Raw genomic sequence first — 23,321 nt, 5'->3', positions numbered from 1 at the left:
TGTTCAGAGAACGCTCCTCTCTCTGGTGCCAGGACCTAGGGTCCTCTCCCTAGCCACGCCCCCTGTAGGGCGGGACGCCCTGATCAGGGATCCACACGCCCTTTGGCGGTTCTCCGGTCTGGTAGAACACGTCGATGGGCATGCCGCCGCGCGGATACCAGTAGCCGCCGATGCGCAGCCAGTGGGGTTCCAGAAGGTCGCAGAGGCGGCGGCCGATGGAGACGGTGCAGTCTTCGTGAAACGCGCCGTGATTGCGAAACGCGCCGAGATAAAGCTTTAGCGATTTGCTCTCCACCAGCCAGCCGGCTGGCACATAATCGATCACCAGATGGGCGAAGTCGGGCTGGCCCGTGAGCGGGCAGAGCGACGTGAATTCCGGCGCGGTGAAGCGCACGGCGTAGCGCACATCCTCCTGCGGGTTGGGCACGCGTTCGAGCACGGCTTCTTCGGGGGATGCGGGCAGTTCGGTCTTGCCGCCGAGAAGGGTCAGATTGTCGTAAATGGTCTTGTCGGTCATTGCGGTCGCTTCCTTTCAGACGCCGCGCCGGTTGCCCCACAGGAGCACGTGAAGCTGCGGCAGGATGTGGGGGGAGAACCAGCGGTCGGCAACGGTGCGGTCCACCAGCCAGCGCATGCGCTCCAGAATGCCTTCCATGTCGATGGAGGCGTCCTCGGTCTCTGGCGGCGGCGGGGTGTGGTTGCAGGGCTGGAGGTAGAGGGGCAGGGCGGGGTAGCGGTCCGCCACATGCCGCGCCCAGCGATAATCGGCCTCGTCGAAGATGACGATCTTCATCGCCATGGGCGCATCGCCGGCGGCGGCGACGCAGGCGTCGAAACGCTCCCAGTTCACCGTCTCGCCGGAGGAGGGCGGCTTGGGGCTCAGAACCAGCATGTCGAGCTTTGCGAACCAGTCACGGGCGATGGAGCCCTGTGTTTCGAGCGCGAAGCGATAGCCCTCGGCGCGGCCCGTATCGATCAGCCGTTCGAAGGGCTGGATCGCCGGGTTGCCGCCGGACAGCGAAACCATGACGGGCGTGCCGCCGGAGAGGTCCCTTATGCGGTCCATTACATCCTTGCTTTGCATCGGCAGCCAGTCATGACGATAGGCGTTGTCGACGGCGTGGAGGCTGTCGCACCAGCGGCAGCGATAGTCGCAGCCACCGGCGCGGACGAACACGGTCGGCATGCCGATCAATGCGCCTTCGCCCTGGATCGTGGGGCCGAAAATCTCGGCAATGCGCAGCGTGCTCATGGGCGGTATTCCGCCCAGGTCTTGGGCGTCTCGCTCACGCGCACCGCCGTCACCTCGCTCCAGCGCGTCCGGCACCAGTCGAAAAGCGCCTTGGCCAGAAACTCGGCGGTGACGCCGTCATGGCCGAACACCTCGTTCAGGTGCCGGTGGTCGAGCGTGTCGTCGATATGGTCTTTCAGGGGCTTGAGCTCGCGGTAGTCGCGGACGAAGCCGTGATTGTCGAGCCGCTCGCCGGCCAGTTCCACCACCACGATGTAATTGTGCCCGTGCAGCCGCGCGCAAGGGTGGTCGTCGGGCAGGTTCGTCAGGCGGTGCGAGGCGGAGAAATGAAACTCCTTGCTGACCCTATACATGGTCTGCCTCCCCAGTGGGCTGTCGTGGGGTGACCTGTTGTGCGGTGGCCCTTTGTGTGGCGGCAAGCCAGAAGTCCGGATCGTCATAGAGGGTGGGGTCTGGAACGCCGGCCTCGTAGAAGGCCTCGCGCCGCTCCACGCAGGTGCCGCAGCGCCCGCAATGGTTTTCGCCGCCCTTGTAGCAGGACCAGGTCTCGGCAAAGGTCGTTTCAGCGCGCGCGCCCTCGCGCACAATGTCGCCCTTGGAGCCGTTCACGAAGGGCGTGTAGAGGCTGACCGCGCCCATGCCTTCGAGGGCGGCGTCCTGCATGGCCTGAAACGCATCGATGAAGCCCGGCCGGCAATCGGGATAGATGAAGTGATCGCCGCCATGAACGGCGGCGGCCACGGCATCGGCCCCGCGCGCTGCGGCAATGCCGAAGGCGATGGTGAGCATGATGGCGTTTCGGTTGGGCACCACCGTCACGCGCATGGTCTCCTCGGCGTAGTGACCATCCGGCACGTCGATGGCGTCGGTGAGGGCGGAGCCCGCCAGATGCCGGCCGATGGCGGAGATGTCGAGAAGGTCGTGGGGGACGCCGAGCCGGGCGGCTGCCTTTGCCGCGAAATCCAGCTCCTTGCGATGTCTCTGGCCGTAATCGAAGGAGATCAGGCCAATAAGGTTTTGTTCCCGCGCCACCTTGTGGGCAAGGGAAACGGAATCGAGTCCGCCTGAGCAGACGACGAGCGTTTTCATGATCGGGTTCCTTGTTTTAATGACCGGGTAGGCTGCGACCGGTGCCGGAACTCTCCGGCGGCTGGAGGCGTATCAGACCTTCAGCCCAAAGAAAAGCGGCGATCGGTTTCCCGACCGCCGCCTGGTTTTGTGAGCCTCTATCCGCGCAGCTGCGCGGTGCGCGGCAGGTCGGAGAGGATCTCCGCACCGTCGGCGCGCATGATGACGATCTCTTCCAGCCGCAGGCCGAACTTGCCGGGCAGATAGATGCCGGGCTCGATGGAGAACACCATGCCTTCGTCCAGAACCGTCTCTGAGGTGGCGGTCATGTAGGGCGGCTCGTGAATGTCGATGCCGAGCCCGTGGCCGGTGCGGTGGGGGAAAAAATCGCCATAACCGGCCTCGGTGATCACGTCGCGCGCGGCCTTGTCGATGGTCTTTGCGGTGACGCCGGGCTTTGCAGCTGCAAGAGCCGCGGCAACTGCCTGCTCGACGATGGCGTAGACCTTCTCAAACTCCGCATCGGGCTTTCCGTAGTAGCCGACGCGCGTCATGTCGGAGGGGTAGCCGTCCAGCCGGCCGCCGGTGTCGATGAGAACCGCGTCGCCTTCCTTCAGCCTCGTGTCGCCGGTGTGGTGATGCGGGAATGCGCCATTGCCGGCAAAGCAGACGCTGGTGAACACCGGCACCGCACCCGCCGCCTTGTAGACGTCGCGGATGGCTGCGGAGATTTCCAGCTCGGTGACGCCAGGCTTCAGTGCATCGAAACCGGCCATGGCGGCCTTGTCGTTGAGCACCGCGCTCGCCTTCAGGCGCTTGTACTCGTCTTCGTCCTTGCGGGCGCGCAGGTGGCCGACCGTGTCGTCGGTGAAGCGGCGCTTTGCGCCCGGCAGCGCGTCGAGCAGGAGCAGCGCGAAATCGGCGCGCATCGTCTCGTCGATCACCACGCTCGGGGTGTCCGGCAGGTTCGATGCCTTGAGAAGCCCGGCAAGGGCGGCGTCCGGGCCGTCATCGTCGCGCCAGGGGAAGAAGGGCAGGTCGGTCTTCTGGCGCGAGCTGTCGACATTGAGCGCGGGCATCAGGAAGCCGGCATGATCCTTCGAGATCAGAAGCATGACGGGGCGTTCGTCGCCGTGCGGGTCGAGGCCGGCAAGGTAGACCATGTGGCTGGACGGGCCGATGGCCACCAGGTCGGTGCCGGTTTCGCTCATGCGCTGGCGCAGTGCCTCAAGCCGCCGGGCGGAGGTGTTGGACATCAGAAACTCCTGAAAAGAATGGCGCTATGCAAAGGAAAGAGGCCGCCCCGGCTGGCGGGGCGGCCTCGATTGGTGCGGCGTTCGTCAGTCTTTCGTGACGAGCCGGTAGTAGACGAAGTCGGAGGTGGCGCCGTTGACGTAGCCGTTCACCTTCTCGTCCATGGCGACCTGGTAGGCAGCCTGGAACATGATGACGATCGGCGACTTGGCCTGCACTTCCTTCTGCAGCTCGACATACATCTCGTTGCGCTTGTCAGCGTCGGATTCGGCCAGAGCGGCAGCGGTCTTGTCGTTCATCTCCGTCGGCACGGCCCAGGCGTTCCGCCATGTGGTGGTGGCCTGGTAATTGTCGTCGGAATTGTCGCGGTTATAGGCGAAGGCCTTCGCGTTGGAGTGCGGATCCATGAAGTCCGGGCCCCAGTAGAGCAGCATCGCCTCGTGGCTGCGCTCACGGTACTTGGTGATGACCTGCGAGCCCGTGCCGGGGATGATGTCGAAGTTGATGCCGGCTTCCGCAAAGCTTGCCTGCAGCGACTGCGCCATGTCGGTGAACGGCGTCGAGTTGATGACGTCGAGCGTGACCTTGATCGGCGTTTCAATGCCGGCGTCGGCGAGAATCTGCTTCGCCTTTTCCGGATCGTAGGTGTAGGGCGTCTCGTCATAGGAGCCGGGGAAGCCCTTCGGCCAGAAGGCCTGGTGGATTTCCATCTGTCCCTTGAGGAAGCTGTCGGCCATGCCCTCATAGTTCACGAGGTAGCGCGCGGCCTCCCAGACGGCTTCCGGCTGCAGTGCTTCGGTCTTCTGGTTGAAGGACACGAAGTGCACGGCGGCCTGCGGGTAGGTCTCGACCTTGATGTTGTCGGCCTTGATGCCGTTGATCTGGTCCGGCGTCAGGTTGCGGGCCATGTCCACGTCGCCCGACTGCAGGAGAAGCTGCTGGGTCGCTGCTTCGGCCACGTGACGGATGATGACGTTCTCGACCTTCGGCGCACCCTTGAAGTAGTCGGCGTTGGCGCCCATGCGCACCAGCTCGCCCGGGCGGTAGGCGGTCAGCTTGAACGGGCCGGAACCGGCGGAGTTCGCGTTGAGCCACTTGTTGCCCATGTCGCCGTTTTCTTCATGCTCCATGACCGTCTTTTCGTCGACGACGGAGGCAGGGCGGGCGGCCAGAACGTTAAGCACGAAGGCGGGGGAGAAGTCGCCCTCATATTTCACGACGACCTTGTCGCCATCGGCGGTGACCATCGCGTCGACATTCTCCGGCGTCCAGCCGAGCTGGGTGAGAATGAAGGCCGGGGTCAGGTTCAGCTTGATGACGCGGGCGAACGAGAACGCCACGTCTTCCGCGCGGACCGGATTGCCCGAATGGAAGGTCGCGCCGTCGCGCATGGTGAAGGTGATCGTCTTGGCTTCCGGATCGGCTTCCCACTCGGCTGCGAGGCCCGGAGCGAGCACCGTCGGGTCTTCGGCGTCGTACTGCACGAGACGGTCATAGATGTTGGTGACCAGCTCGCCCGACGAGAACTCGTAGGCCTGCGCCGGATCGATGGCGACGATGTCGTCGATGTTCTGCGCGACGACCAGAACATTGTCCGGCGTGGCTGCGAGCACATGCTGCGACAGCGGCATGGTGAGAGCGGCGGCAAGGAGCGCCGTTTTGAAGAGCTTCATTGTTTTCTCCTCCTTATGGATCAGGAATTGCTCTTGGTCTTGCTGGTTGACGAACCGGTTCCCGACCGGGAGCCTTTGGGGCTGCCCTTGTCCGGAGAAACCAGTTCAATGCGGTTGGTCGCCTGGCCATTGGCGCCGAACACGGTCAGCGTGCCGGTCCACAACAGGCGTGCGGGACTGTCGGTGCCGTTCTTCCAGGCGTGCGGGGTGTTGCCCCGGTAATGCAGGCTGTCGCCGGCCTTCATCTCCATCTCTTCGCCATCGAGATACTGGGTGATGGAGCCTTCGAGGACGTAGATCATCTCTTCGCCCTCATGGCTCACCGTCTCCGAGGCGTAGCCGGGCGGTACGGTGAGGAGGAAGGAAGAAAGCTGGCTGCCGGGAAACTCGGTCCCGAGCCGCTCATAGACGATGGGCGATCCGGCGATGGAAAACTGCGGGCGGCTTTCGGCCCGCGTCAGGCCGTCTTCGGCGCGGGGCTGGGAGACGAAATAGTCGAGGCCGACGCCAAGCGCGCGGGCAATGCCGGCAAGCGAGCCGAGCGTCGGCGTGGCGTTGTCGCGCTCCACCTGGCTCAGATACCCAACGGAAAGACCGGCCGCCTTGCCAAGCTGCTGAAGCGTGAGGCCGAGCTGGCGGCGGCGTGCACGAATAAGCACACCAATCCTGGTGTCGACTTCGGGTGTGGCGCGGACCGTCGGGCTGCTCAAAGATTTTTCCCCCACAAAAATTTTTTTGATGTAATCAGATTTTTTTGTATGATCCAAGCACTTTTTTGACTGACTTGGCAGGGCGCGGGACGAGCTTGAGCGCCCCAAAGTTGCATGAAAACAAGACGTTGGCGTCTGGTTTGTCTCACGGCAGGCCTGCCGGCCAGCCAAGGGACAGGAGGCGCGTTTGGGGCGTCCATCAACAAAAACAGCGGCCAGAGAGCAAACAAGCCATGGCATTTGAACCATCCACAGGGGCTGCCAGCGCGCGTTTGAGCATGCTGGCCGGCCGTGCCTGGGAAGGCGTTGCGAGCGTCCTGCGTTTCGCCGTCGTCGTCGCCGGCACTTTTCTCGGCCTTCTGGCCATCACCTTCTTCATCGGTCGTGTCGTGCCGATCGATCCAGTGCTCTCGGTCGTTGGCGACCGGGCGACACAGGAAGTCTATGAGGCGGCGCGTCAGGCCATGGGGCTCGACCGGCCGCTCATCGTGCAGTTCTTCGCCTATGTGGGCGACGTTCTGACGGGCGATCTCGGCATGTCGATCTCCACCGGGCGTCCGGTGGTCGACGATCTGGCGCGCGTCTTCCCCGCGACGCTGGAAATGGCCACCATCGGCATCATCATCGGCGTCGTGCTGGGCGTGCCCATGGGCGTTGTCGCCGCCACGCATCAGGGCAGCTGGATCGACCAGGTGATCCGCGTGCTCGGCCTGCTCGGCTATTCGGTGCCGGCCTTCTGGCTCGGCCTTGTCGGTCTGGCGATATTCTATGCGGGGCTTGGCTGGGTTGCCGGTCCGGGCCGCGTCGATATCTTCTATGACGGCCTGCTCGATCCCGTGACCGGGCTCTATCTGGTCGACAGCGTGATCGCCGGTGAGTGGGATATCTTCTGGAACGCGCTCGACCATCTGATGCTGCCGGCGTCGATCCTCGGCTTCTTCTCGCTGGCCTATATTGCCCGCATGACGCGCTCCTTCATGCTCGACCAGCTCGGGCAGGAATATGTGACGACCGCGCGGGTTAAAGGCGTGTCCGAGCGCCGCGTCATCTGGCGGCATGCGTTCTATCCGATCCGCATCCAGCTCATCACCGTGATCGGCCTGTCCTATGCAGCGCTGCTGGAAGGTTCGGTGATGATCGAGACCGTGTTCTCCTGGCCGGGCATCGGCAACTATCTTACGACCGCGCTTCTGACCGCCGACATGAACGCCGTTCTCGGCGCGACGCTGGTGATTGGCGCCGTCTTCATCATGATCAACAAGATTTCCGATGTGCTTTACCGCATCCTCGACCCGAGGGCACGCCGATGATTGACTGGCTTCTCGACGATTCCCCGACTTCGCGCCTGCAGGCCAATATGGGCCGCGCATGGCGCGTCTGGACCGCACTGTTACGCAATCCGCTCGCCGTTGTCGGCGCGCTGATCGTGCTGGTGCTGGTCGTCATGGCGATCTTCGCACCGCTGATTGCGCCCTACTCCCCCGTTGGGCAGGATCTCGCAAACCGCCTCATGCCGCCCTCCGCCGAACACTGGATGGGCACGGATGAGCTTGGCCGCGATATCTATTCGCGCGTCGTCTACGGTGCGCGCATCACGCTCTTGATCGTCACCATGGTGGCCGTCATCGCCGCTCCCATCGGCCTCGTGGTCGGTGCGGTGTCCGGCTATTTCGGCGGCTGGGTCGACCGCGTCCTGATGGGCGTGACCGATATCTTCCTGTCGATGCCGAAGCTCATTCTCGCGCTTGCCTTCGTGGCGGCGCTTGGACCGGGCATCGAAAACGCCATCATCGCAATCGCCATCACCGCATGGCCGGTCTATGCGCGCATCGCACGCGCAGAGACGATCACCTTCCGGGATTCGGAATTCATCTCGGCGGTCAGGCTGCAGGGCGCTTCTGCGACGCGGGTCATCCTGCGTCACGTGCTGCCGCTCTGCGCGTCATCGACCATTGTGCGCGTGACGCTCGACATGGCGGGCATCATCCTCACCGCCGCCGGCCTCGGCTTCCTCGGCCTCGGCGCGCAGCCGCCGCTTCCCGAATGGGGCGCGATGATCTCGCGCGGGCGCAACTTCATCCTCGATCAGTGGTGGGTCGCCACCATGCCGGGCTTTGCGATCATTCTCGTCAGCCTCGGCTTCTGCTTCCTGGGTGACGGTCTGCGTGACGTGCTCGATCCCAAGCAGGGAGAAAAGCAATGAGCGCACCGCTGCTTGAAATCGAAAACCTGACCGTCACCTTCCCGACGTCCAGGGGACCGGTCGACGTGGTGAAGGGCATTTCCTTCTCGCTTGGCCGCGAGCGCCTGGGCATCGTCGGCGAATCCGGTTCCGGCAAGTCGATGACGGGCCGGTCGATCCTGCGGCTCATCCGCAAGCCGGGCCGCGTGACGGCGGACCGGATGACCTTCGACGGCATCGACCTTCTGTCGCAGAGCGAACGGCAGATGCGCGAGCTTCGCGGCGCGCGCATCTCCATGGTGATGCAGGACCCGAAGTTCTCGCTGAACCCGGTGATGACCATCGGCGAGCAGATTGGCGAGGCGCTGCTCACCCACAAGAAGCTGCCGCGCAGCGAGCTGAAGGCGCGGGTGCTTGCCATGCTGGAAGCCGTGCGCATCAACGAGCCGGAGCGGGTGGCGAACCTCTATCCGCACGAGGTTTCGGGCGGCATGGGCCAGCGCGTCATGATCGCCATGATGCTCATCCCAGAGCCCGACCTTCTGATCGCCGACGAGCCGACTTCGGCGCTCGACGTTTCGGTGCAGGCGCAGGTGCTCGACATCATCGACGATCTCGTGACCGGCAAGGGCATGGGGCTGATCCTCATCAGCCACGATCTGAACCTCGTCTCGCGCTATTGCGACCGCATCCTCGTGATGAACAGCGGCGAGATCGTTGAATCGTGCAAGGCCAGCGATCTGCACAAGGCGACGCACCCCTATACGAGGGGGCTTCTTGCGGCCATGCCGCGCATGAACGAGGACCGCGACGAACTGCCGGTTCTCGACCGCAGCACCTGGACCACGGGAGCGGGCACATGAAGAACGCCGCAATTCATCTCGAAAACCTGTCGATCAGCTACGGCAAGACGCCGGTGGTGTTCGATGTCAATTTCTCGGTGTCCGAGGGCGAGAGCTTCGCGCTGGTGGGCGAGTCGGGTTCCGGCAAGTCGACCATCCTGAAGGCGATCAGCGGGCTTGCGCCCGACTGGACCGGCAAGATCTCCGTGCTTGGAAAGCCGCGCGGCCATGCGCCGGACCGCGCGTTCGCAAAAGTCTGCCAGATGGTGTTTCAGGATCCGTACGGATCGCTGCACCCGCGCAAGACGGTGGATGACTGCCTGGCCGAGCCGCTTGCCGTGCACGGCATCGGCGGACGCGACACGCGCGTGAAGGACATGCTCGACGCGGTCGGTCTCGACCAGCGTTTCCGTTTCCGCTTCCCGCACCAGCTTTCGGGCGGCCAGCGGCAGCGCGTGGCGATTGCCCGTGCGCTGATGCTGGAGCCGCGTGTGATGCTGCTCGACGAGCCCACCTCGGCGCTCGACGTGTCGGTGCAGGCGGAAATCCTCAACCTCCTGAAGAAGCTTCGCCGCGAGCAGGGGCTCACCTATCTGATGGTGACCCACAATCTGCCCGTGGTCTCCTTCCTCTGCGACCGGATGGCGGTCATGCGTCATGGCCGTGTTGTCGAGATCGCAGAGGTGGATGCGTTGAAGACGGGTCGGCTTTCCGATCCCTATTCGCGCGAACTCTACGCCGCCAGTGGCGGCACGCTCCAACCCGCATAACAGAGACTGAAAATGACCGACTACACCGGCCCGCTGGCCGAATTCGACCGTGCGCTTTCACTCGCCACGACCCCGGATGCACCCTTCGATGCGCTGCTGGAGCTGACGCGTGCCGTGGTCGGCACGAAGCTGTTCACCTTCATGACGGCAGACATGAAGACGGAAACGGCAAGCCGTTCCTACACTTCGCATCCGGAAGAATATCCGGTGTCCGGCACCAAGCCGATCCATTATGACCGCTGGTTCGAGACGGTGCACAAGAAGCGCGAATGCTTTGTCGCCAACACGCTGGCCGACATCGACACCGTGTTCCCCGACGCCACGCTGATCGGTGAACTCGGCTGCGGTTCGGTCATCAACCTGCCGGTGGTGCTGGGCGATACGCTGGTCGGCACCGTCAACATCCTCGATGTCGAGCATCACTACACGCCCGAGCGCGTGGCGCTTGCAAAGGCCTGGCTCTCGGTGCCGGCGAAGGCTGCGTATCTCGCCAGCCGCCAGCTGCAGGGCTGACCCTGTTTCCGCCCTCATGGTCAGCCTGTCGGACCATGAGGGCGGAATTTCTTTACGACACCGTGCGGTGTGAAACGGGCATCAGATCCTGGATCGCCCGGAACCGGTCAAAGTCCTTGCGCTCACTTGCCGACCACGCCGTCTCGGCCATGGCGGAGATGCGCGGATAGACCAGATGTGCGAAGAGGCCGGGCGTCGCCAGGTTCTCCGACCAGAGGCACGTCTGCACACCGGCGAGCTGATCTTTCAGTGCATCCGGCCAGTCGCCGCCCGGCTCATAGTCATAGGCGTCGCGCAGCGTCACGGTTCCGGCCCAGCTTGCGCCGGGTTCCCACCATTCCGTCGAACGGGCAATGTCGAGATAGTAATGCTCGGCAGGGGCCAGCACGACCTGATAGCCCTGTTCGGCCAGAGCACGGCCGCTCTTCGATTCCTTCCATGCGACAAGCAGCGCGCCGTCCACATCGAGCCCGCCGCCAAGCGCGCCCTCTTCCCAGACTGCGATATCGCGACCGCGCTCGCGCAGCATCTCCTGCACGCGTTTCAGGAAATAGGACTGCAGCGAGAAGGTCTCGACCTTGCCGAACAGTTTTTCACCCAACGCGCGGGCGAGCGGGGATTCCAGCCATGCGCCCTCGGCCACTTCGTCCGCGCCGGCGTGGATGTAGCGTGCCGGGAAGATGTCCACCAGCGTGTCGAACACATCGCCGAGGAAGGTCCAGGTGGCGTCGACCGCGGGGTTGAGCGCGTTGTTCGGGAAATACTGCACCGAGCGATAGTAGATGCGGTTCTCACCCGGATCGCAGAGCTGGGGCAGCGCGCGCAGCACGCAGTAGCAATGGCCGGGAATGTCGATCTCGGGAATGATCTCGATGCCGAGCCCCGCGCCATGGGCGACCAGCGCGCGCATGTCGTCGCCGGTGTAGAAACCGCCGGAACGCTCTGCCGGCGTGCCCAGAAGCGGCGGCAGGATTTCGTTGCCGCCGCGAAACGCGGTGCGCTCTGTCAGCGCGGGCCAGCCCGGAATTTCAAGACGCCACGCCTCGTCATCGTTCAGGTGGATGTGGAAGTGGTTCAGCTTGTTCCAGGCGAGGCAGTCGAGGAAGTCGTTGAGGTCCTGCATCGGATAGAACTGGCGGGCGACATCGAGATGCGCGCCGCGCCAGCCGAAACGCGGCCTGTCGTTGATCGCGCCGCTGGCCGGCAGGGTGAACTCGTCCGGGCGAAGCCGTGCACCGCGCAGCATCTGTCCCAGCGTGATGAGGCCGTGGCGGAAGCCGTTTTCATCACCGGCGCTGAGCGCGATGTCTTCCGCGTTGAAAGTGATCGCATAGGCGCCATCGCCCAGATCGGGATCGGCCGTCGTCGTCACCGCATGTCCGCCGTCGTGGCCGAAGAGCGGGGCCTCACCGGCGAAGAGGCGGCCTGCAAGCGCGCTGATCACCGAGAATGCTTTCTGCGCATCCGGCGTGGCCCCGGCTGCGAGCACGAAGGGTGCAGCCGTGTCACGCCGGCCATCCACCCGTACGTCCAGCGGTGCGGGAATGACGGAGATGGGGGCCGCCCCTTCCGGCAGCGCGGTCGGCTCGAGTTTTTCCCAATTCGGCTCGCCGGGAACGCCATTCAGCGTCATTGGTTCGACGTCCACGGGGCAGGTGGTTCCGTCTTTCAGGATGAGATGCGCGCTCTTGGGGCCATAGGTGTAGTGGCGCAGCACATGGCTCAGCCGGTCTGCCCGAATGACCCAGCTTTCGCCCGGCGCAAGCACTGCGCCGCTCGGCTGGAGGAACACGTGGTAGTTGGAAAGCTGGTCGGCAAGCGTCGCCCCCTCGATCTCGCAATCGGGATGAATGCGGAAGAGCGAGGTGGTGGCGAGCTGCGCGCCGCTGATGGGCGCGCCTTCGGTCATTTCGAGCTTCAGCTCGATCACGCGGCGCTCTGCGTCCCAATTGGTCAGCAGGCGGCAGGCATGGCTGTTCGGCATCGGTGTTCCTCCCGAAAAAAGAATGCGTGGATTGATGGATTTCAGAGATCGGCGGCGGTGGGCTGGTCCTGCCGCTGCCGGGGTGAGTTGGCGATCCGCAGATGCTCACGCAGGCGCGCGAGATCGGCGGCGAGTTTCTGCGCTTCGGCCTGCCGGTCGGCAGCCTCCGCGCGGGCAAGGGTGAACTCGGCCGAGCGCACCACATCGCGCCAGCGCGGGTTGAGCGGCAGCGTCTCGATCAGCAGATATTTGTCGAGCGTGCGGGTCTGCAGCGATGTCTTGTCGAGGCTGACGCGCCAGATGCCGCTCTCCTCGGCAAATTCGATCCGCTCCTTGCCGGTCACGTCGCGCCACAGGTTGAGGCTGCCCGTCATCACCTGCACGATGAGGGCGCGATAGGCTTCATCCGATGCCGGGCCCGGCTCGGCCTGCGCTTCGCCGGCCATTACCGGCAGCGCGCTGTCGATGGCTCCACGCACCGAAACGAGCAGGTTCTCGGCCTCCAGCGAGGCGTCGCTCAGAACGAGCGCCATGCCCGCGCCCGCCTCGGGCTCCAGCTCGAACGCATTGATGGTGAACTCGCGTCCGCCCAGATGCAGCGTGGCGCTGCTTTCGCCGTCCACCCGGCACTGGCTGTCGAGCAGCGCGGCCATGTCCGACGGCAGCAGGAGAGACAGGGGCGTGGCGCGGTCGAGCGGGCGACTGAAGATCGTCTCCGCAGCCCGGTTGGCATAGGTGATGATCGTCTTGTCGTTGACGCAGACAAGACCGGCTTCCAGCGCGTCGAGCAGGCGCGCCATGCGGCGCTGCGACAGGCGCAATGCGTCTTCGACCTGGATGCGGCGATCCACCTCGTCGCGCAGTTCCTGATTTTCCTCCGCACGGCTGCGGGCGCGCGAGGCGTCGATCAGGGTGGAGATGCGCGTCAGAAGCTCATCCTTGACGAAGGGCTTCACCACATAGTCGTTCGCACCCGCCTCGAAACCGGCGATCATGTCGCGCGTGCGGCTGCGCGCCGTCACCATGATGATGGGCAGGTCGATCAGCGAGAACTGGCGGCGCAGCCTGCGCGCCACTTCGAGGCCCGAGAGATCGTCCATCATCACGTCGAGGATGAGAAGGTCGGGCTTGTGTTCCAGAACGGCCTCGATGCCGTCGCGGCCATTGTCGGCGCAGATGACGCGATAGCCCTGCGGCAGGAGCACGTTGCGCAGAACCTGTAAATTGATCGGCTCGTCATCCACCACCACGATGGTCTGCGCATTGGCGTCGCCGCGCTCGGAGACGGAGGTTTCGAAGGCATCGAGCGCATTGATGGTCTGGTGCAGGCCGCCGGGATATTTCCCGCGCGCCTGTTCTGCCGCATCGGCGCTGGCGGCGGGAAGCTGCAACACGAAGCGCGAGCCCTTGCCCGGTTCGCTGGTCGCGGTCAGCGTGCCGCCGAGCAGGGCCGCCAGATTGCGCGCGATGGCGAGGCCGAGGCCGGTCCCGCTCTTCTTCTGCGTGACGTCGCCGGATTTTGCCTGTTCGAGCGGCTGGAAGATGCGTTCCAGATTCTCGGGCGAGATGCCGCGTCCGGTGTCTTCCACGGCGACGGAAACCGTCGCGCTGTCGCCTTCACCCTCATGCCATGCGGTGACGTGGATGTGTCCGTCATCGACATATTTGATGGCGTTGCCGATGAGATTGTAGAGGATCTGCTCAAAGCGCACCGGGTCGGCGATCACCGGCGGCGTCACATCGGGAATGTCCACCCTGAGGCTCACCGGCTCGCCGGAAAGCAGCGGCTCTGACAGGAGCAGAACCTGGCGCACGCTGGTGGCCACATCCACGCCCTGAATGTCGAGCCGCATGCGGCCCTGCCGGATGCGGTAGAGGTCGAGCAAATCGTCCACGAGGCGCGACAGGCGGCGGGCCGAGAAGGTGATGAGCTGAAGCTGGTTGCGTTGTGTCGGTGCGATGTCGCCGGCCGCACCCGCAGCCAGTGTTTCGGAGATGCCGATAATGCCGTTGAGCGGTGTTCTCAGCTCATGCGAGGTGTTTGCGAGGAACTGGTCCTTCATGCGGTCGGCCTGTTCCAGCTCCGCATTCTTCTCGCCGATCTCGCGGATATGCACTTCCAGTTCGCGGTTCTTCTGGCTGATGAGCTGAAGCTGATCGCGCAGCGCATCGCGCATGCGGGCGACGGAATGGGAGAGCCTCGCGAATTCCGTCGGCTTGTCGAATTTCGGCAGGCTCATGTCCAGCGCGCCATCGGCCACGGCCTCTGCCGCATCGGTGACGGATTTCAGGGGGCGGGTCTGCGAGCGGGCGAGATAGTAGGACAGAAGCAGGATCAGCGGCAGCGCGAGTGCCGCCAGCGCCAGGATGAGGTTGCGCAGTCTGGTGCTCGCCGCGAAGGCCGATGCGGCGTCTGCATCGACGGCGAAGAGCCAGGTGGCGTCGGGCAGGAGAAGATGCGTCCATGCCGAAAGGACGGGTGCGCCAAGCAGTCCCGTTTCGAGCATCGTCACACCGCTTTTCGCTTCCATCTCCTCCGGCACGCTGGCGCTCACGCCGGTCTTGAGGGCAGGGGCCGAAGAGGCGATGACGGCGCCGCGCGACGAGATGAGGCTGAGCGTGCCGTTGACGCCTTCATGCCCACCCAGAAGGGCGGCAAGCTTGCTGGCGGGCAGGCGCAGAATGGCCGCGCCGCTGGCGCGTTGATAAAGGCTCACGCGAACAGCGAAATAGGCGGCGAATTCGCCGGTGCGCGGATCGCGCGCAAAATCGTAAAACACGATGTGCCGGTCGTCGGGCGCGGAGCGCAGCTCCATCAGCGCCCTGGAAAGCGTTGAATCGCCTTTGGTCAGGAGGCTGCCCAGATAATCGTCCTTGAAAACGGAATAGACGACCCGCCCGCGCGCATTGACGAGATAGACATTGTCGAACTCGGAGCTTTCAACAAAGGTCAGATATTCTTCGTGAAACTGGCTGTGCGCATTGGCGTAGGCGAGGGCTTCGCGCAGGAGCCGGTCATGGCTGGGCGCTTCGGCCCGCGCCGGCTCGTTCGGCCCGACCTCGAACAGGCTGCGCAGCTCTTCCGCCGCCTGCTCCTCATCGGGCGCCATCTGGCTCATGGCGTAGCTGAAACCGTAAAAATCGCCAATCGAGTAGCGCGCTATATTGGTCTGGGCGAGGCTTTCGGCCTGCCGCTTGGCGAAAGACACATATTGTGTCAGTTCACTGGTCTTGGCATCGCGCGCAAAGGCGATCTTCTCGAAGGTTTCGCGTGCAATGTTTGCGTTGACGAGGGAGTAGAAGGCGGCAGCGCTGATCGCCAGCGGCACGATCGATACCGCAAGCAAGACCAATAAGAGCCGCGCCTGGAAACCGGCCGGTAAAATCCTGCGCCAATTCATGTAATCCTCCCGAGACGGCAAAAAGCACGCCTTTCAATGAATACGCTAGCGAAAGCCGAAGGCTCCGCCAAGACCGCGAGCCACGCCCGAAGGCGAATGCAACGAAACTGACGAAATTTACGAAATAGACGGTGGCATTAGATTGGTCCTATCTACCAGAATGACTGGACTGTTCTTGCCGGCGCGTGTCGCGCCAGGGTGGAGCCTTTGGCGGAGCAGTAGAAGAGGGCGGACGGTCCGCCCGGACTCTTGAGGGAGGAAAGCATGAAACATTCGTTGACGGCCGGGCTGGTCCTTGCCGCCGGTATTCTGCAGATGCAAGCGGCCGCGGCTGAATCCGTTCTCACGGCCCTGCCGATCCAGCGCACGGCGTGGATTGAAAACTACAATCCCTTCAACCAGTCCTCGCGACTGCCTTCGGTCAACGACTTCATCTACGAGCCGCTGATCATCTTCAATACCCTGAAAGGCGGTGAGCCGAATTATCGGCTGGCGACGGGTTATGAATTCTCCGAAGATCTTAAGACGCTGACCGTCACCCTGCGGGACGGCGTGACCTGGTCCGATGGCGAGCCCTTCACGGCTGATGACGTGGTGTTCAGCCTCAATCTGGTGAAGGAGAACAAGCCGCTCGACATCTATGGTCATGGCAAGCTCGTCGATACGGTCGAGGCTGTGGACGACAAGACCGTCCGCTTCCAGCTGAGCGATGCCAATTCCGGCGCGATCTACTCCATCGTCCGTCTGGCGGTCGTGCCCGAGCATGTCTGGTCAAGCGTCGAAGACCCGGTGACCTTCACCAACCCGAACCCGGTCGGCACCGGCCCGCTGACGGAGATCCGCCGCTTCACGCCGCAGGAATACATCCAGTGCCGCAATGAAAAATACTGGGATGCGGAGACCCTCAAGGTCGACTGCATGCGCTTCCCGCAGATCGCCACAAACGATCAGGCGCTGGCGGCTGCCGCCCGTGGCGAACTGGACTGGATGGGCTCGTTCCTGCCAGACATCGAAAAGACCTTTGTCGGCAAGGACCCCGAGAACCACAAATACTGGTTCCCGGCCGGTTCGCTCGTCATGTTCAACGTGAACATGGAATCCAAGAACGAAGGCAACCGCGAAGCGTTCAGCGACGTGGATTTCCGTCGCGCCGTTTCCATGTCGCTTGACCGTGAAGCCATGGTCGACATTGCCGGTTACGGCTACCCGACCATCAACCAGTATCCGTCCGGTCTCGGCCAGGCCTACCACTCCTGGAACAACCCGGAAGTGGATGCCGAGTATGGCAAGTTCACCCGCTATGATGTCGAAGGCGCAAAGGCGCTTCTGGCCGAAGCGGGCTACAAGGACACCGATGGTGACGGCAATCTGGAAACGCCGAGCGGCAAGAAGATCTCGTTCAACATCATCGTGCCGAATGGCTGGACTGACTGGATCAACACGGTGCAGCTGGCGGTGGAAGGTCTGACGGCGATCGGCATCGAGGCCCAGGTGGCCACGCCCGAGCATGCGGTCTGGTCGGAAAGCCTGATCAACGGCAATTACGACATGGCCATGAACGCCTACTTCACCGGTGTCACGCCGCATTACCAGTATGATCTGGGCCTGCATTCGCAGAACCAGGGCAAGACCCGCTTCGGCGCGACGCGTTACTACAATGAAGAACTCGACGGCCTGCTGGACTCCTTCTTCCAGACCGTTGATGCGGAGAAGCAGCGCGCGATCATGAACGACATCCAGATGGAAGTCGGTCGTGACATGCCGTTCATCGCCGTGTTCAACAACCCGCTCTGGTACCAGTACAACACCAAGCGCTTCACGGGCTTCTTCAGCGCCGAGAACCCTCAGGCCAAGCCCGTCGTTCACGACGAGACGCCGGAGCGTCTCCTTCACCTGCTCTCCCTGCGTCCGGTCGAAGATTGATCCAATCCTCGATCTGACTGCATCCTCCCCCCCTTCTCCCCGTTCGCGGGGAGAAGGGTTCCACGGAGGGGAAACCGGGAGCTGACGCGGGGCCTTCGCCCCGCCTTCAGAAAAGACGCCGTGGCCTTCGGGCCGTCTGACGGCGTACAGAGCAGGGGGACACCATGCGCTTCATTCTGCGCCGGCTGGCGTTCTATCTCGTTGCCTTTCTGGTGGCGGCCACATTCAATTTCCTCATACCGCGGCTGATGCCGGGCAATCCGGCAGACGTCATGCTGGCCCAGGCCCAGGGCACCATTCCGCCCGAGGCGCGCGAGGCGCTGATGGAGACATTCGGCTTCATCAACGAACCCTTGTATCTGCAATATCTCAAATATCTGGGCTCGATCTTCACCTGGGATTTCGGCCTTTCCGTCAAATACTATCCGACGCCGGTGTTCGACCTGCTTGCCCGCGCGCTGCCGTGGACCCTGTTCCTCACTGGAACGGCGACGCTTCTGGCCTATGCGCTCGGCACGCTGTTCGGCATTCGCGCCGCGTGGCGGCGTGGCAGCGGGTTCGACAGTTTCATGTCTCCGCTGGCGCTGGCGCTGCAGTCCATTCCGCCGGTGGTGATCGCGATCACGGCGATGTTCCTCTTCTCCGTCTCGCTCAACTGGCTGCCGGCCGGCTATGCATTCGACCCTTCGCTTGAGCCGTCGCTCAGCGGGCCGTTCCTGTCCTCCGTGTTCTTTCACGCGCTGATGCCGGTCCTGTCGCTCAGCATCGTTCTGGTGGGCGGCTACCTCATCACCATGCGCAACAACATGATCGGCCAGCTCGGCGAGGATTACGTGCATCTGGCGGAGGCGAAGGGGCTTTCGGATGCCCGCGTGCGCTACAATTATGCGGCGCGCAACGCCTTCCTGCCGTCCATCACCGCCTTTGCGATCAGCCTTGGCTCGGTGTTTGGCGGCTCGCTCATCACCGAGGTGGTGTTCAACTATCCGGGACTTGGAAACCTGCTCTACATGGGGGTGATCGCCCGCGATTTCCCGCTCATTCAGGGCCAGCTTCTCATCATGACGCTCGCCATGCTGAGCGCAAACTTTGCTGTCGACATCGCCTATGTGGCGCTCGACCCGCGCTTGAGGAGGGCGTGATGCTCAATCTCCTGAAGATCTTCGTGCGCAACCGCAAGGCAGCCTTTGGCGTCTTCATCGTCGTTTTCTACGTGGTGGTGGCGCTGGCCGCGCCGCTCATCACCGACCACGATCCCAACAAGCGTGTGAGCCGTCCGCATCAGCCGCCGAGCGCGGAATATGTGATGGGCACCACCCGCATGGGCCGCGATGTCTACACCCAGCTCGTGTGGGGCACGCGCACCTCGCTCATGGTCGGCATTCTGGCCGGGCTCATCGTCACGCTGATCGGCACCGTGGTGGGCCTGACCGCCGCCTATTATGGCGGCGCGACGGACGAGACGCTCAACTTCGCAACCAATGTGGTGCTGGTGCTGCCTCAATTGCCGCTGCTTCTGGTGCTGGCGGCGTTTCTCGGGCAAGTGGGGCCGCTCTCCATCGCCATCATCATCGGCCTGACATCATGGGCGTGGGGTGCGCGCGTGACACGCGCACAGGCCATGACGCTGAAGAACCGCGAGTTCATTCAGGCTTCCCAACTGATCGGCGAGCCGGTCTGGCGCATGATCCTGGTGGAAATGCTGCCGAACCTCCTGTCGATCATCGGTTTCAACTTCATCGGCAGCGTGATCTTCACCATCATCACCCAGGCCACGCTGGAGTTCCTCGGGCTCGGCGATCCGCTCTCCGTCTCGTGGGGCACGATGCTCTACAACGCCAAGAACGCCTCGGCGATTACCGTGGGCGCATGGTGGGAGATGGCCGCACCCTGCGTCGCCATCGTCATCATCGGCGTGGGCCTGTCGCTGCTCAATTTCGGCGTCGACGAGATTTCCAATCCGCGGCTGCGCACGCTGGGCGCCATCGGCAAGGCCATGAAGCTGCAGAAGAAGCTCGACCGCGCGCGTCTTGCGGAGAAGGAGGCATGAGCATGGAGACCGCAACGCCACTTCTTTCGGTGCAGAATCTGTGCGTCGACTACCTGACGCCGAATGGCACGTTCCGCGCCGTGCGCAATGTCTCGCTCGACATCGGGCAGAACGAGATCCTCGGGCTTGCCGGCGAAAGCGGGTGTGGCAAGAGCACCATCGCCTTCTCGATCATGCGGCTCCACCGGCCGCCGGCCTTCATCAGCGATGGCAAGATCCTGTTCGAGGGTGAGGATGTTCTCGCCTTTTCGCGCCGCCGGCTCGAGGCCTGGCGGTGGAGTGGGGCGTCCATGGTGTTCCAGAGCGCGATGAACTCGCTCAACCCGGTGCTGACGGTGTTCGAGCAGTTCCGCGACATGCTCGCCCGTCACGAGAAGATGGGGCGCGACGCGGCCCGCGTGAAGGCCGGTGAAATGCTGGCCATGGTGGGCATCCCCGAAGACCGGCTCGATTCATTCCCGCACCAGCTTTCCGGCGGCATGCGCCAGCGGGTGGTGCTCGCCATGGCGCTGACGCTCAAGCCGCGCCTCGTGGTCATGGATGAGCCCACCACCGCGCTCGATGTGGTGGTGCAGCGCGAGATCCTGCAGGAGATCGTGGCGCTGCGCAAAACGCTCGGCTTCTCGGTGCTTTTCATTACGCATGATCTGGCGTTGATGGCGCAGTTCGCCGACCGCATCGCGATCATGCTGGAAGGGCGCATCGTCGAGCAGGGCGAGGCGCGCAGCCTGGTGGCCGATCCGCAGCACGAATATACGCGCAAGCTCTGGGCAGCCATGCCGCGCATTGAGGGAGCAGCCGCATGACCGCCCCGCTTCTGTCGCTTGAAGGCGTCTCAAAGACCTTCCATGTGCGCCCGGTTCTGGGTGCGGTGCGCCGCGTGGATGCGCTGCGCAATGTCACCTTCTCCATCGAGCCCGGCAAGGCGCTGGCGCTGGTCGGCGAAAGCGGGTCGGGCAAGAGCACCTGCGGGCGCGCCGTGATCCGCCATTTCGAGCCGAGCGCCGGCACGGTCCGGTTTCGCGGCGAGAACATTTTCGAAAACCGCACCCGCAGCGGCGACCGCGCCTATCTGCGCGCGGTGCAGATGGTGTTTCAGGACCCGTTCTCCTCGCTCAACCCCACCCACACGATCCGTCACCATCTCGAACGCCCGTTGCGGCTGCATGGTGGGACGGCGGATCTCGAAGCGCGGCTTCGCCAGACGCTGGCCGATGTGGAGCTTGATCCCGACACCACGCTTGAGAAGTTCCCGCACCAGCTCTCCGGTGGCCAGCGCCAGCGTGTCAGCTTTGCCCGTGCGCTTGCGGTGGGCGCGGAGCTGATCGTTGCCGACGAGCCCACCTCCATGCTCGATGTGTCGATCCGCAAATCGGTGCTCGACCTGATGCGGCGCTTGAAGGAAGAGCGCAACATTGCCTTCCTCTACATCACGCACGATATCGCGACCGCTCACTACATCGCCGAGGAAACGGCGGTGATGTATGCCGGGCAGGTGATGGAGCGTGGCCCGTCCGATGCGGTCATCCGCAATCCGCGCCATCCCTATTCGCGCCTTCTCATTTCCGCTGTGCCCGATCCGGCGAAGCGTTTCGACGACGCCGATGGCGACGGGCTTGCCTTTACGCGGCAGGCGGAGGCCGTGCGGTCACGCGCGGCGCGTCCCATCTCGGGTTATCGTGAAGTTGCGCCAGACCATTTCGTTGCCTATTCGGATGCAGACCATGACTGATATGCTCGTGCCCCTCTACAAGCTCCCGCCGGCCAAACCAGTGGCCGAGGGCATTGTCATTCGTCGCGCCATCGGGCCGGAAATGCATGTCGTGTGCGATTTCGCCGAGAAGCATTTCAGCCGCAACTGGGCCAGCGAGTGCGCCGTGGCCATGGCGGCGCAGCCGGCCAATGTTCTGGTCGCGGTGGAAGACGGAGAGCTTCTGGGCTTTGCCTGTTACGACGCCACGGCGAAGGGCTTCTTCGGTCCGACCGGCGTTGACGAGGCCGCGCGCGGGCGCGGCGTCGGGGCGGCGCTGCTCATGGCCACGCTCCAGGCTATGCGCGATGCGGGCTATGTCTATGGCGTGATCGGCAGCGCCGGGCCGATCGAATTCTACAAGAGCCAGTGCGGCGCAATCGAGATTCCCGATTCCACCCCCGGCATCTATGGCGACATGCTGCGCTGAGCGGTTGGCGCTGCGGCATGAGGTCGTGGCCGGTCAATCTTGCCGATTTGATTGGTCCTGACCCTATGCCTCGCCCGAAAATGATTTATACGTGGCGCCGAAACGCATCCTTTGAACTGGTGGGTGAAAATGTCGAACCGCGTTGCCTGGCACGAACTGTCGAAACTGTCTGCTGAAGAGCGCAAGACGCTCCTCACACGAACGGAAGACGATCTCACCCATTTTCTGGAGAATGTCGCGCCCATCATCGAGGCGGTGCGCAAGGAAGGCGATGTGGCGCTGGCCCGCTTCGCGCGCATGTTCGACAAGGCCCAGGTCGAGCCGGACGCGATCGCTGCGACGGAAGAGGATTTCGACGCCGCGTTCAAGACGCTTGATCCGGAGATGATCGAGACGCTGGAATTCTGCGCCGACAACATTCGCCGTTTCCACGAGGCGCAGCGCCCGCAGGAAATGTGGATGAAGGAAATCCGCCCCGGCGTTCTGGTGGGCGAGCGCGCCACGCCCATTGACAGCGTTGCGCTCTATTCGCCGCGCGGCAAGGGCACCTTCCCCTCCATGACGCTCATGACGGCGATCCCGGCCGTGGTGGCCGGCGTGCCGATGCCCATCGTGCTCACCCCGCCCGGACCGGACGGCAAGGTGGATGCGGCGACGCTGGTTGCCGCGCGCATTGCCGGCGTGAAGCATGTCTACAAGGCCGGTGGCGGTCAGGCCGTTGCCGCTGCCGCATTCGGCACGGACACGGTGCCGCGCTGCGCCAAGTTCGAAGGCCCCGGCAGCCCGTGGATCGCCGCTGCCAAGCGGCTGCTTCAGGGGCAGATCGCCTCGCGGCTTCCCGCCGGCCCGACCGAGAGCATCGTGCTTGCCGATGAGAGCGCCGATCCCGAGATCGCGGCGCTCGACCTGCTGGTCGAGGCCGAACACGGCAGCGACAGCTCCAACTTCTTCGTCACCTGGTCGCGCGAGGTTGCAGAAAAGGTGCGCGATGCGCTGCCGAAATACTGGGCGGAGATGAGCGCCGAGCGCGTGCGCTACTCCTCCGATGTTCTGGGCGGCACAAGCGGTGGCATCGTTCTGGCGGACACGCCGGAAGAGGCGTTCGCCTTCGTCAACGATTACGCGCCGGAGCACCTTCAGATCCTGTCCAAGACGCCGTTCGAATATCTGTCGCACGTGCGCAATGCGTCGGAAATCCTGCTGGGCGAATATGCGGCGGGGTCCATGGCCAATTACGCGATGGGGCCGAACGCGGTCCTGCCGACGTCGGGCATGGCGCGGGCGCATTCGCCGCTCGGCGTGCACGACTTCATGAAGACCTCGTCCATCGGTCACGTGACCGCACAGGGCTATGCCGAGTTTGCGCCTCATACGCTGCGCTTTGCCCGTTATGAGGGCTTCGATGCGCACGGCAACGCCGTTACGCGGCTGCGCAACAACCACGTCGAAAAAGGCGAGTAGGCAAGTGCGGGAAGAATGACGGGCGCGCCGGGTTCCGGTGCGTCCTTCGCTCATCGCG

At 63.8% G+C, this 23,321-nt stretch carries 21 protein-coding genes; 12 read left to right on the top strand and 9 right to left on the bottom strand.

The window, feature by feature from the left end; genetic code table 11:
- Positions 1 to 49: 49 nt before the first annotated feature.
- The 7 genes from queF to AC4PTT_RS18845 form a co-directional block, all read right to left on the bottom strand.
- Positions 50 to 517, bottom strand: coding sequence for a preQ(1) synthase (gene queF / locus AC4PTT_RS18875; protein WP_206553532.1), 468 nt, complete (start codon positions 515 to 517; stop codon positions 50 to 52).
- A gap of 15 nt (positions 518 to 532) precedes the next feature.
- Positions 533 to 1,252, bottom strand: a complete 720-nt coding sequence (queE, locus tag AC4PTT_RS18870) for a 7-carboxy-7-deazaguanine synthase QueE (protein WP_492161863.1) — start codon at positions 1,250 to 1,252, stop codon at positions 533 to 535.
- Positions 1,249 to 1,605 (bottom strand): 6-carboxytetrahydropterin synthase QueD, encoded by a 357-nt coding sequence (queD, locus tag AC4PTT_RS18865; protein ID WP_113153887.1) that lies wholly within the window; start codon positions 1,603 to 1,605, stop codon positions 1,249 to 1,251. The genes queE and queD overlap by 4 nt, the downstream gene beginning before the upstream one ends.
- Positions 1,598 to 2,341 carry a 7-cyano-7-deazaguanine synthase QueC gene (gene queC, locus AC4PTT_RS18860; protein WP_492161862.1) on the bottom strand — a complete coding sequence of 248 codons (744 nt, stop codon included), beginning with the start codon at positions 2,339 to 2,341 and terminating at the stop codon, positions 1,598 to 1,600. Before queC ends, queD begins: the two co-directional genes overlap by 8 nt.
- 137 nt (positions 2,342 to 2,478) lie before the next feature.
- Entirely contained in the window at positions 2,479 to 3,576 is a 1,098-nt protein-coding gene (locus AC4PTT_RS18855; protein WP_492161861.1) for a M24 family metallopeptidase, read from the bottom strand.
- An 84-nt stretch (positions 3,577 to 3,660) separates the two neighbouring features.
- Positions 3,661 to 5,247: an ABC transporter substrate-binding protein gene (locus AC4PTT_RS18850; RefSeq protein WP_206544412.1), complete on the bottom strand. Its 1,587-nt coding sequence runs from the start codon at positions 5,245 to 5,247 to the stop codon at positions 3,661 to 3,663.
- A 20-nt stretch (positions 5,248 to 5,267) separates the two neighbouring features.
- Positions 5,268 to 5,957 (bottom strand): helix-turn-helix domain-containing protein, encoded by a 690-nt coding sequence (locus tag AC4PTT_RS18845; protein ID WP_206544413.1) that lies wholly within the window; start codon positions 5,955 to 5,957, stop codon positions 5,268 to 5,270.
- A 278-nt stretch (positions 5,958 to 6,235) separates the two neighbouring features.
- On the opposite strand from AC4PTT_RS18845, the gene AC4PTT_RS18840 reads away from it, so the two are divergent.
- The 5 genes from AC4PTT_RS18840 to AC4PTT_RS18820 are packed head-to-tail and all read left to right on the top strand — an operon-like array spanning position 6,236 to position 10,264.
- A complete protein-coding gene (locus AC4PTT_RS18840; protein WP_224873387.1) occupies positions 6,236 to 7,267 on the top strand; it encodes an ABC transporter permease in 1,032 nt (343 codons plus the stop codon).
- On the top strand, positions 7,264 to 8,160 hold the full coding sequence (locus tag AC4PTT_RS18835) for an ABC transporter permease (RefSeq protein ID WP_065817307.1): 897 nt from the start codon (positions 7,264 to 7,266) through the stop codon (positions 8,158 to 8,160). The genes AC4PTT_RS18840 and AC4PTT_RS18835 overlap by 4 nt, the downstream gene beginning before the upstream one ends.
- Positions 8,157 to 9,002 carry an ABC transporter ATP-binding protein gene (locus tag AC4PTT_RS18830; protein WP_206553536.1) on the top strand — a complete coding sequence of 282 codons (846 nt, stop codon included), beginning with the start codon at positions 8,157 to 8,159 and terminating at the stop codon, positions 9,000 to 9,002. Before AC4PTT_RS18835 ends, AC4PTT_RS18830 begins: the two co-directional genes overlap by 4 nt.
- The gene (locus AC4PTT_RS18825) at positions 8,999 to 9,751 is read left to right on the top strand and encodes an ABC transporter ATP-binding protein (RefSeq protein ID WP_206544414.1); all 753 of its coding nucleotides are present in this window, start codon (positions 8,999 to 9,001) and stop codon (positions 9,749 to 9,751) included. The genes AC4PTT_RS18830 and AC4PTT_RS18825 overlap by 4 nt, the downstream gene beginning before the upstream one ends.
- Before the next feature lie 12 nt (positions 9,752 to 9,763).
- On the top strand, positions 9,764 to 10,264 hold the full coding sequence (locus AC4PTT_RS18820) for a GAF domain-containing protein (RefSeq protein ID WP_113153894.1): 501 nt from the start codon (positions 9,764 to 9,766) through the stop codon (positions 10,262 to 10,264).
- A 52-nt stretch (positions 10,265 to 10,316) separates the two neighbouring features.
- Here the strand turns inward: AC4PTT_RS18820 and AC4PTT_RS18815 are convergent, their stop codons facing one another.
- Both AC4PTT_RS18815 and AC4PTT_RS18810 read right to left on the bottom strand, forming a co-directional pair.
- A complete protein-coding gene (locus tag AC4PTT_RS18815; protein ID WP_492161860.1) occupies positions 10,317 to 12,248 on the bottom strand; it encodes a beta-N-acetylhexosaminidase in 1,932 nt (643 codons plus the stop codon).
- A 41-nt stretch (positions 12,249 to 12,289) separates the two neighbouring features.
- Entirely contained in the window at positions 12,290 to 15,649 is a 3,360-nt protein-coding gene (locus AC4PTT_RS18810; protein WP_492161859.1) for an ATP-binding protein, read from the bottom strand.
- A gap of 264 nt (positions 15,650 to 15,913) precedes the next feature.
- On the opposite strand from AC4PTT_RS18810, the gene AC4PTT_RS18805 reads away from it, so the two are divergent.
- The 7 genes from AC4PTT_RS18805 to hisD all read left to right on the top strand — a co-directional run bounded on the left by AC4PTT_RS18805 (position 15,914) and on the right by hisD (position 23,263).
- Positions 15,914 to 17,572: an ABC transporter substrate-binding protein gene (locus tag AC4PTT_RS18805; protein ID WP_206553539.1), complete on the top strand. Its 1,659-nt coding sequence runs from the start codon at positions 15,914 to 15,916 to the stop codon at positions 17,570 to 17,572.
- 164 nt (positions 17,573 to 17,736) lie between these two features.
- Positions 17,737 to 18,714, top strand: a complete 978-nt coding sequence (locus AC4PTT_RS18800; RefSeq protein ID WP_113153898.1) for an ABC transporter permease — start codon at positions 17,737 to 17,739, stop codon at positions 18,712 to 18,714.
- The gene (locus AC4PTT_RS18795; RefSeq protein ID WP_065817299.1) at positions 18,714 to 19,622 is read left to right on the top strand and encodes an ABC transporter permease; all 909 of its coding nucleotides are present in this window, start codon (positions 18,714 to 18,716) and stop codon (positions 19,620 to 19,622) included. Before AC4PTT_RS18800 ends, AC4PTT_RS18795 begins: the two co-directional genes overlap by 1 nt.
- Positions 19,619 to 20,428 carry an ABC transporter ATP-binding protein gene (locus tag AC4PTT_RS18790; RefSeq protein ID WP_206994380.1) on the top strand — a complete coding sequence of 270 codons (810 nt, stop codon included), beginning with the start codon at positions 19,619 to 19,621 and terminating at the stop codon, positions 20,426 to 20,428. The genes AC4PTT_RS18795 and AC4PTT_RS18790 overlap by 4 nt, the downstream gene beginning before the upstream one ends.
- Positions 20,425 to 21,354 carry an ABC transporter ATP-binding protein gene (locus AC4PTT_RS18785; protein ID WP_492161858.1) on the top strand — a complete coding sequence of 310 codons (930 nt, stop codon included), beginning with the start codon at positions 20,425 to 20,427 and terminating at the stop codon, positions 21,352 to 21,354. The genes AC4PTT_RS18790 and AC4PTT_RS18785 overlap by 4 nt, the downstream gene beginning before the upstream one ends.
- Entirely contained in the window at positions 21,347 to 21,802 is a 456-nt protein-coding gene (locus AC4PTT_RS18780; RefSeq protein ID WP_475080255.1) for a GNAT family N-acetyltransferase, read from the top strand. Before AC4PTT_RS18785 ends, AC4PTT_RS18780 begins: the two co-directional genes overlap by 8 nt.
- Before the next feature lie 129 nt (positions 21,803 to 21,931).
- The gene (gene hisD / locus AC4PTT_RS18775) at positions 21,932 to 23,263 is read left to right on the top strand and encodes a histidinol dehydrogenase (protein WP_113156135.1); all 1,332 of its coding nucleotides are present in this window, start codon (positions 21,932 to 21,934) and stop codon (positions 23,261 to 23,263) included.
- Positions 23,264 to 23,321: the final 58 nt, after the last annotated feature.

Source organism: Nitratireductor sp. WH36-1, assembly GCF_058725515.1.
The sequence above is the reverse complement of the archived record's forward strand: the minus strand, read 5'-3'. Positions and strand labels throughout refer to the sequence as shown.

What these genes read in the sequence shown, in the direction of transcription:
- AC4PTT_RS18790 (WP_206994380.1), top strand. Translation starts at nt 19,619, where the DNA reads ATGAGCATGGAGACCGCAACGCCACTTCTTTCGGTGCAGAATCTGTGC.
- AC4PTT_RS18840 (WP_224873387.1), top strand. Translation starts at nt 6,236, where the DNA reads ATGCTGGCCGGCCGTGCCTGGGAAGGCGTTGCGAGCGTCCTGCGTTTC.
- AC4PTT_RS18855 (WP_492161861.1), bottom strand. Translation starts at nt 3,576, where the DNA reads ATGTCCAACACCTCCGCCCGGCGGCTTGAGGCACTGCGCCAGCGCATG.
- queD (WP_113153887.1), bottom strand. Translation starts at nt 1,605, where the DNA reads ATGTATAGGGTCAGCAAGGAGTTTCATTTCTCCGCCTCGCACCGCCTG.
- AC4PTT_RS18820 (WP_113153894.1), top strand. Translation starts at nt 9,764, where the DNA reads ATGACCGACTACACCGGCCCGCTGGCCGAATTCGACCGTGCGCTTTCA.
- queE (WP_492161863.1), bottom strand. Translation starts at nt 1,252, where the DNA reads ATGAGCACGCTGCGCATTGCCGAGATTTTCGGCCCCACGATCCAGGGC.
- AC4PTT_RS18835 (WP_065817307.1), top strand. Translation starts at nt 7,264, where the DNA reads ATGATTGACTGGCTTCTCGACGATTCCCCGACTTCGCGCCTGCAGGCC.
- AC4PTT_RS18800 (WP_113153898.1), top strand. Translation starts at nt 17,737, where the DNA reads ATGCGCTTCATTCTGCGCCGGCTGGCGTTCTATCTCGTTGCCTTTCTG.
- AC4PTT_RS18825 (WP_206544414.1), top strand. Translation starts at nt 8,999, where the DNA reads ATGAAGAACGCCGCAATTCATCTCGAAAACCTGTCGATCAGCTACGGC.
- AC4PTT_RS18795 (WP_065817299.1), top strand. Translation starts at nt 18,714, where the DNA reads ATGCTCAATCTCCTGAAGATCTTCGTGCGCAACCGCAAGGCAGCCTTT.
- AC4PTT_RS18850 (WP_206544412.1), bottom strand. Translation starts at nt 5,247, where the DNA reads ATGAAGCTCTTCAAAACGGCGCTCCTTGCCGCCGCTCTCACCATGCCG.
- AC4PTT_RS18805 (WP_206553539.1), top strand. Translation starts at nt 15,914, where the DNA reads ATGAAACATTCGTTGACGGCCGGGCTGGTCCTTGCCGCCGGTATTCTG.
- AC4PTT_RS18810 (WP_492161859.1), bottom strand. Translation starts at nt 15,649, where the DNA reads ATGAATTGGCGCAGGATTTTACCGGCCGGTTTCCAGGCGCGGCTCTTA.
- AC4PTT_RS18780 (WP_475080255.1), top strand. Translation starts at nt 21,347, where the DNA reads ATGACTGATATGCTCGTGCCCCTCTACAAGCTCCCGCCGGCCAAACCA.
- queC (WP_492161862.1), bottom strand. Translation starts at nt 2,341, where the DNA reads ATGAAAACGCTCGTCGTCTGCTCAGGCGGACTCGATTCCGTTTCCCTT.
- AC4PTT_RS18785 (WP_492161858.1), top strand. Translation starts at nt 20,425, where the DNA reads ATGACCGCCCCGCTTCTGTCGCTTGAAGGCGTCTCAAAGACCTTCCAT.
- AC4PTT_RS18830 (WP_206553536.1), top strand. Translation starts at nt 8,157, where the DNA reads ATGAGCGCACCGCTGCTTGAAATCGAAAACCTGACCGTCACCTTCCCG.
- queF (WP_206553532.1), bottom strand. Translation starts at nt 517, where the DNA reads ATGACCGACAAGACCATTTACGACAATCTGACCCTTCTCGGCGGCAAG.
- hisD (WP_113156135.1), top strand. Translation starts at nt 21,932, where the DNA reads ATGTCGAACCGCGTTGCCTGGCACGAACTGTCGAAACTGTCTGCTGAA.
- AC4PTT_RS18815 (WP_492161860.1), bottom strand. Translation starts at nt 12,248, where the DNA reads ATGCCGAACAGCCATGCCTGCCGCCTGCTGACCAATTGGGACGCAGAG.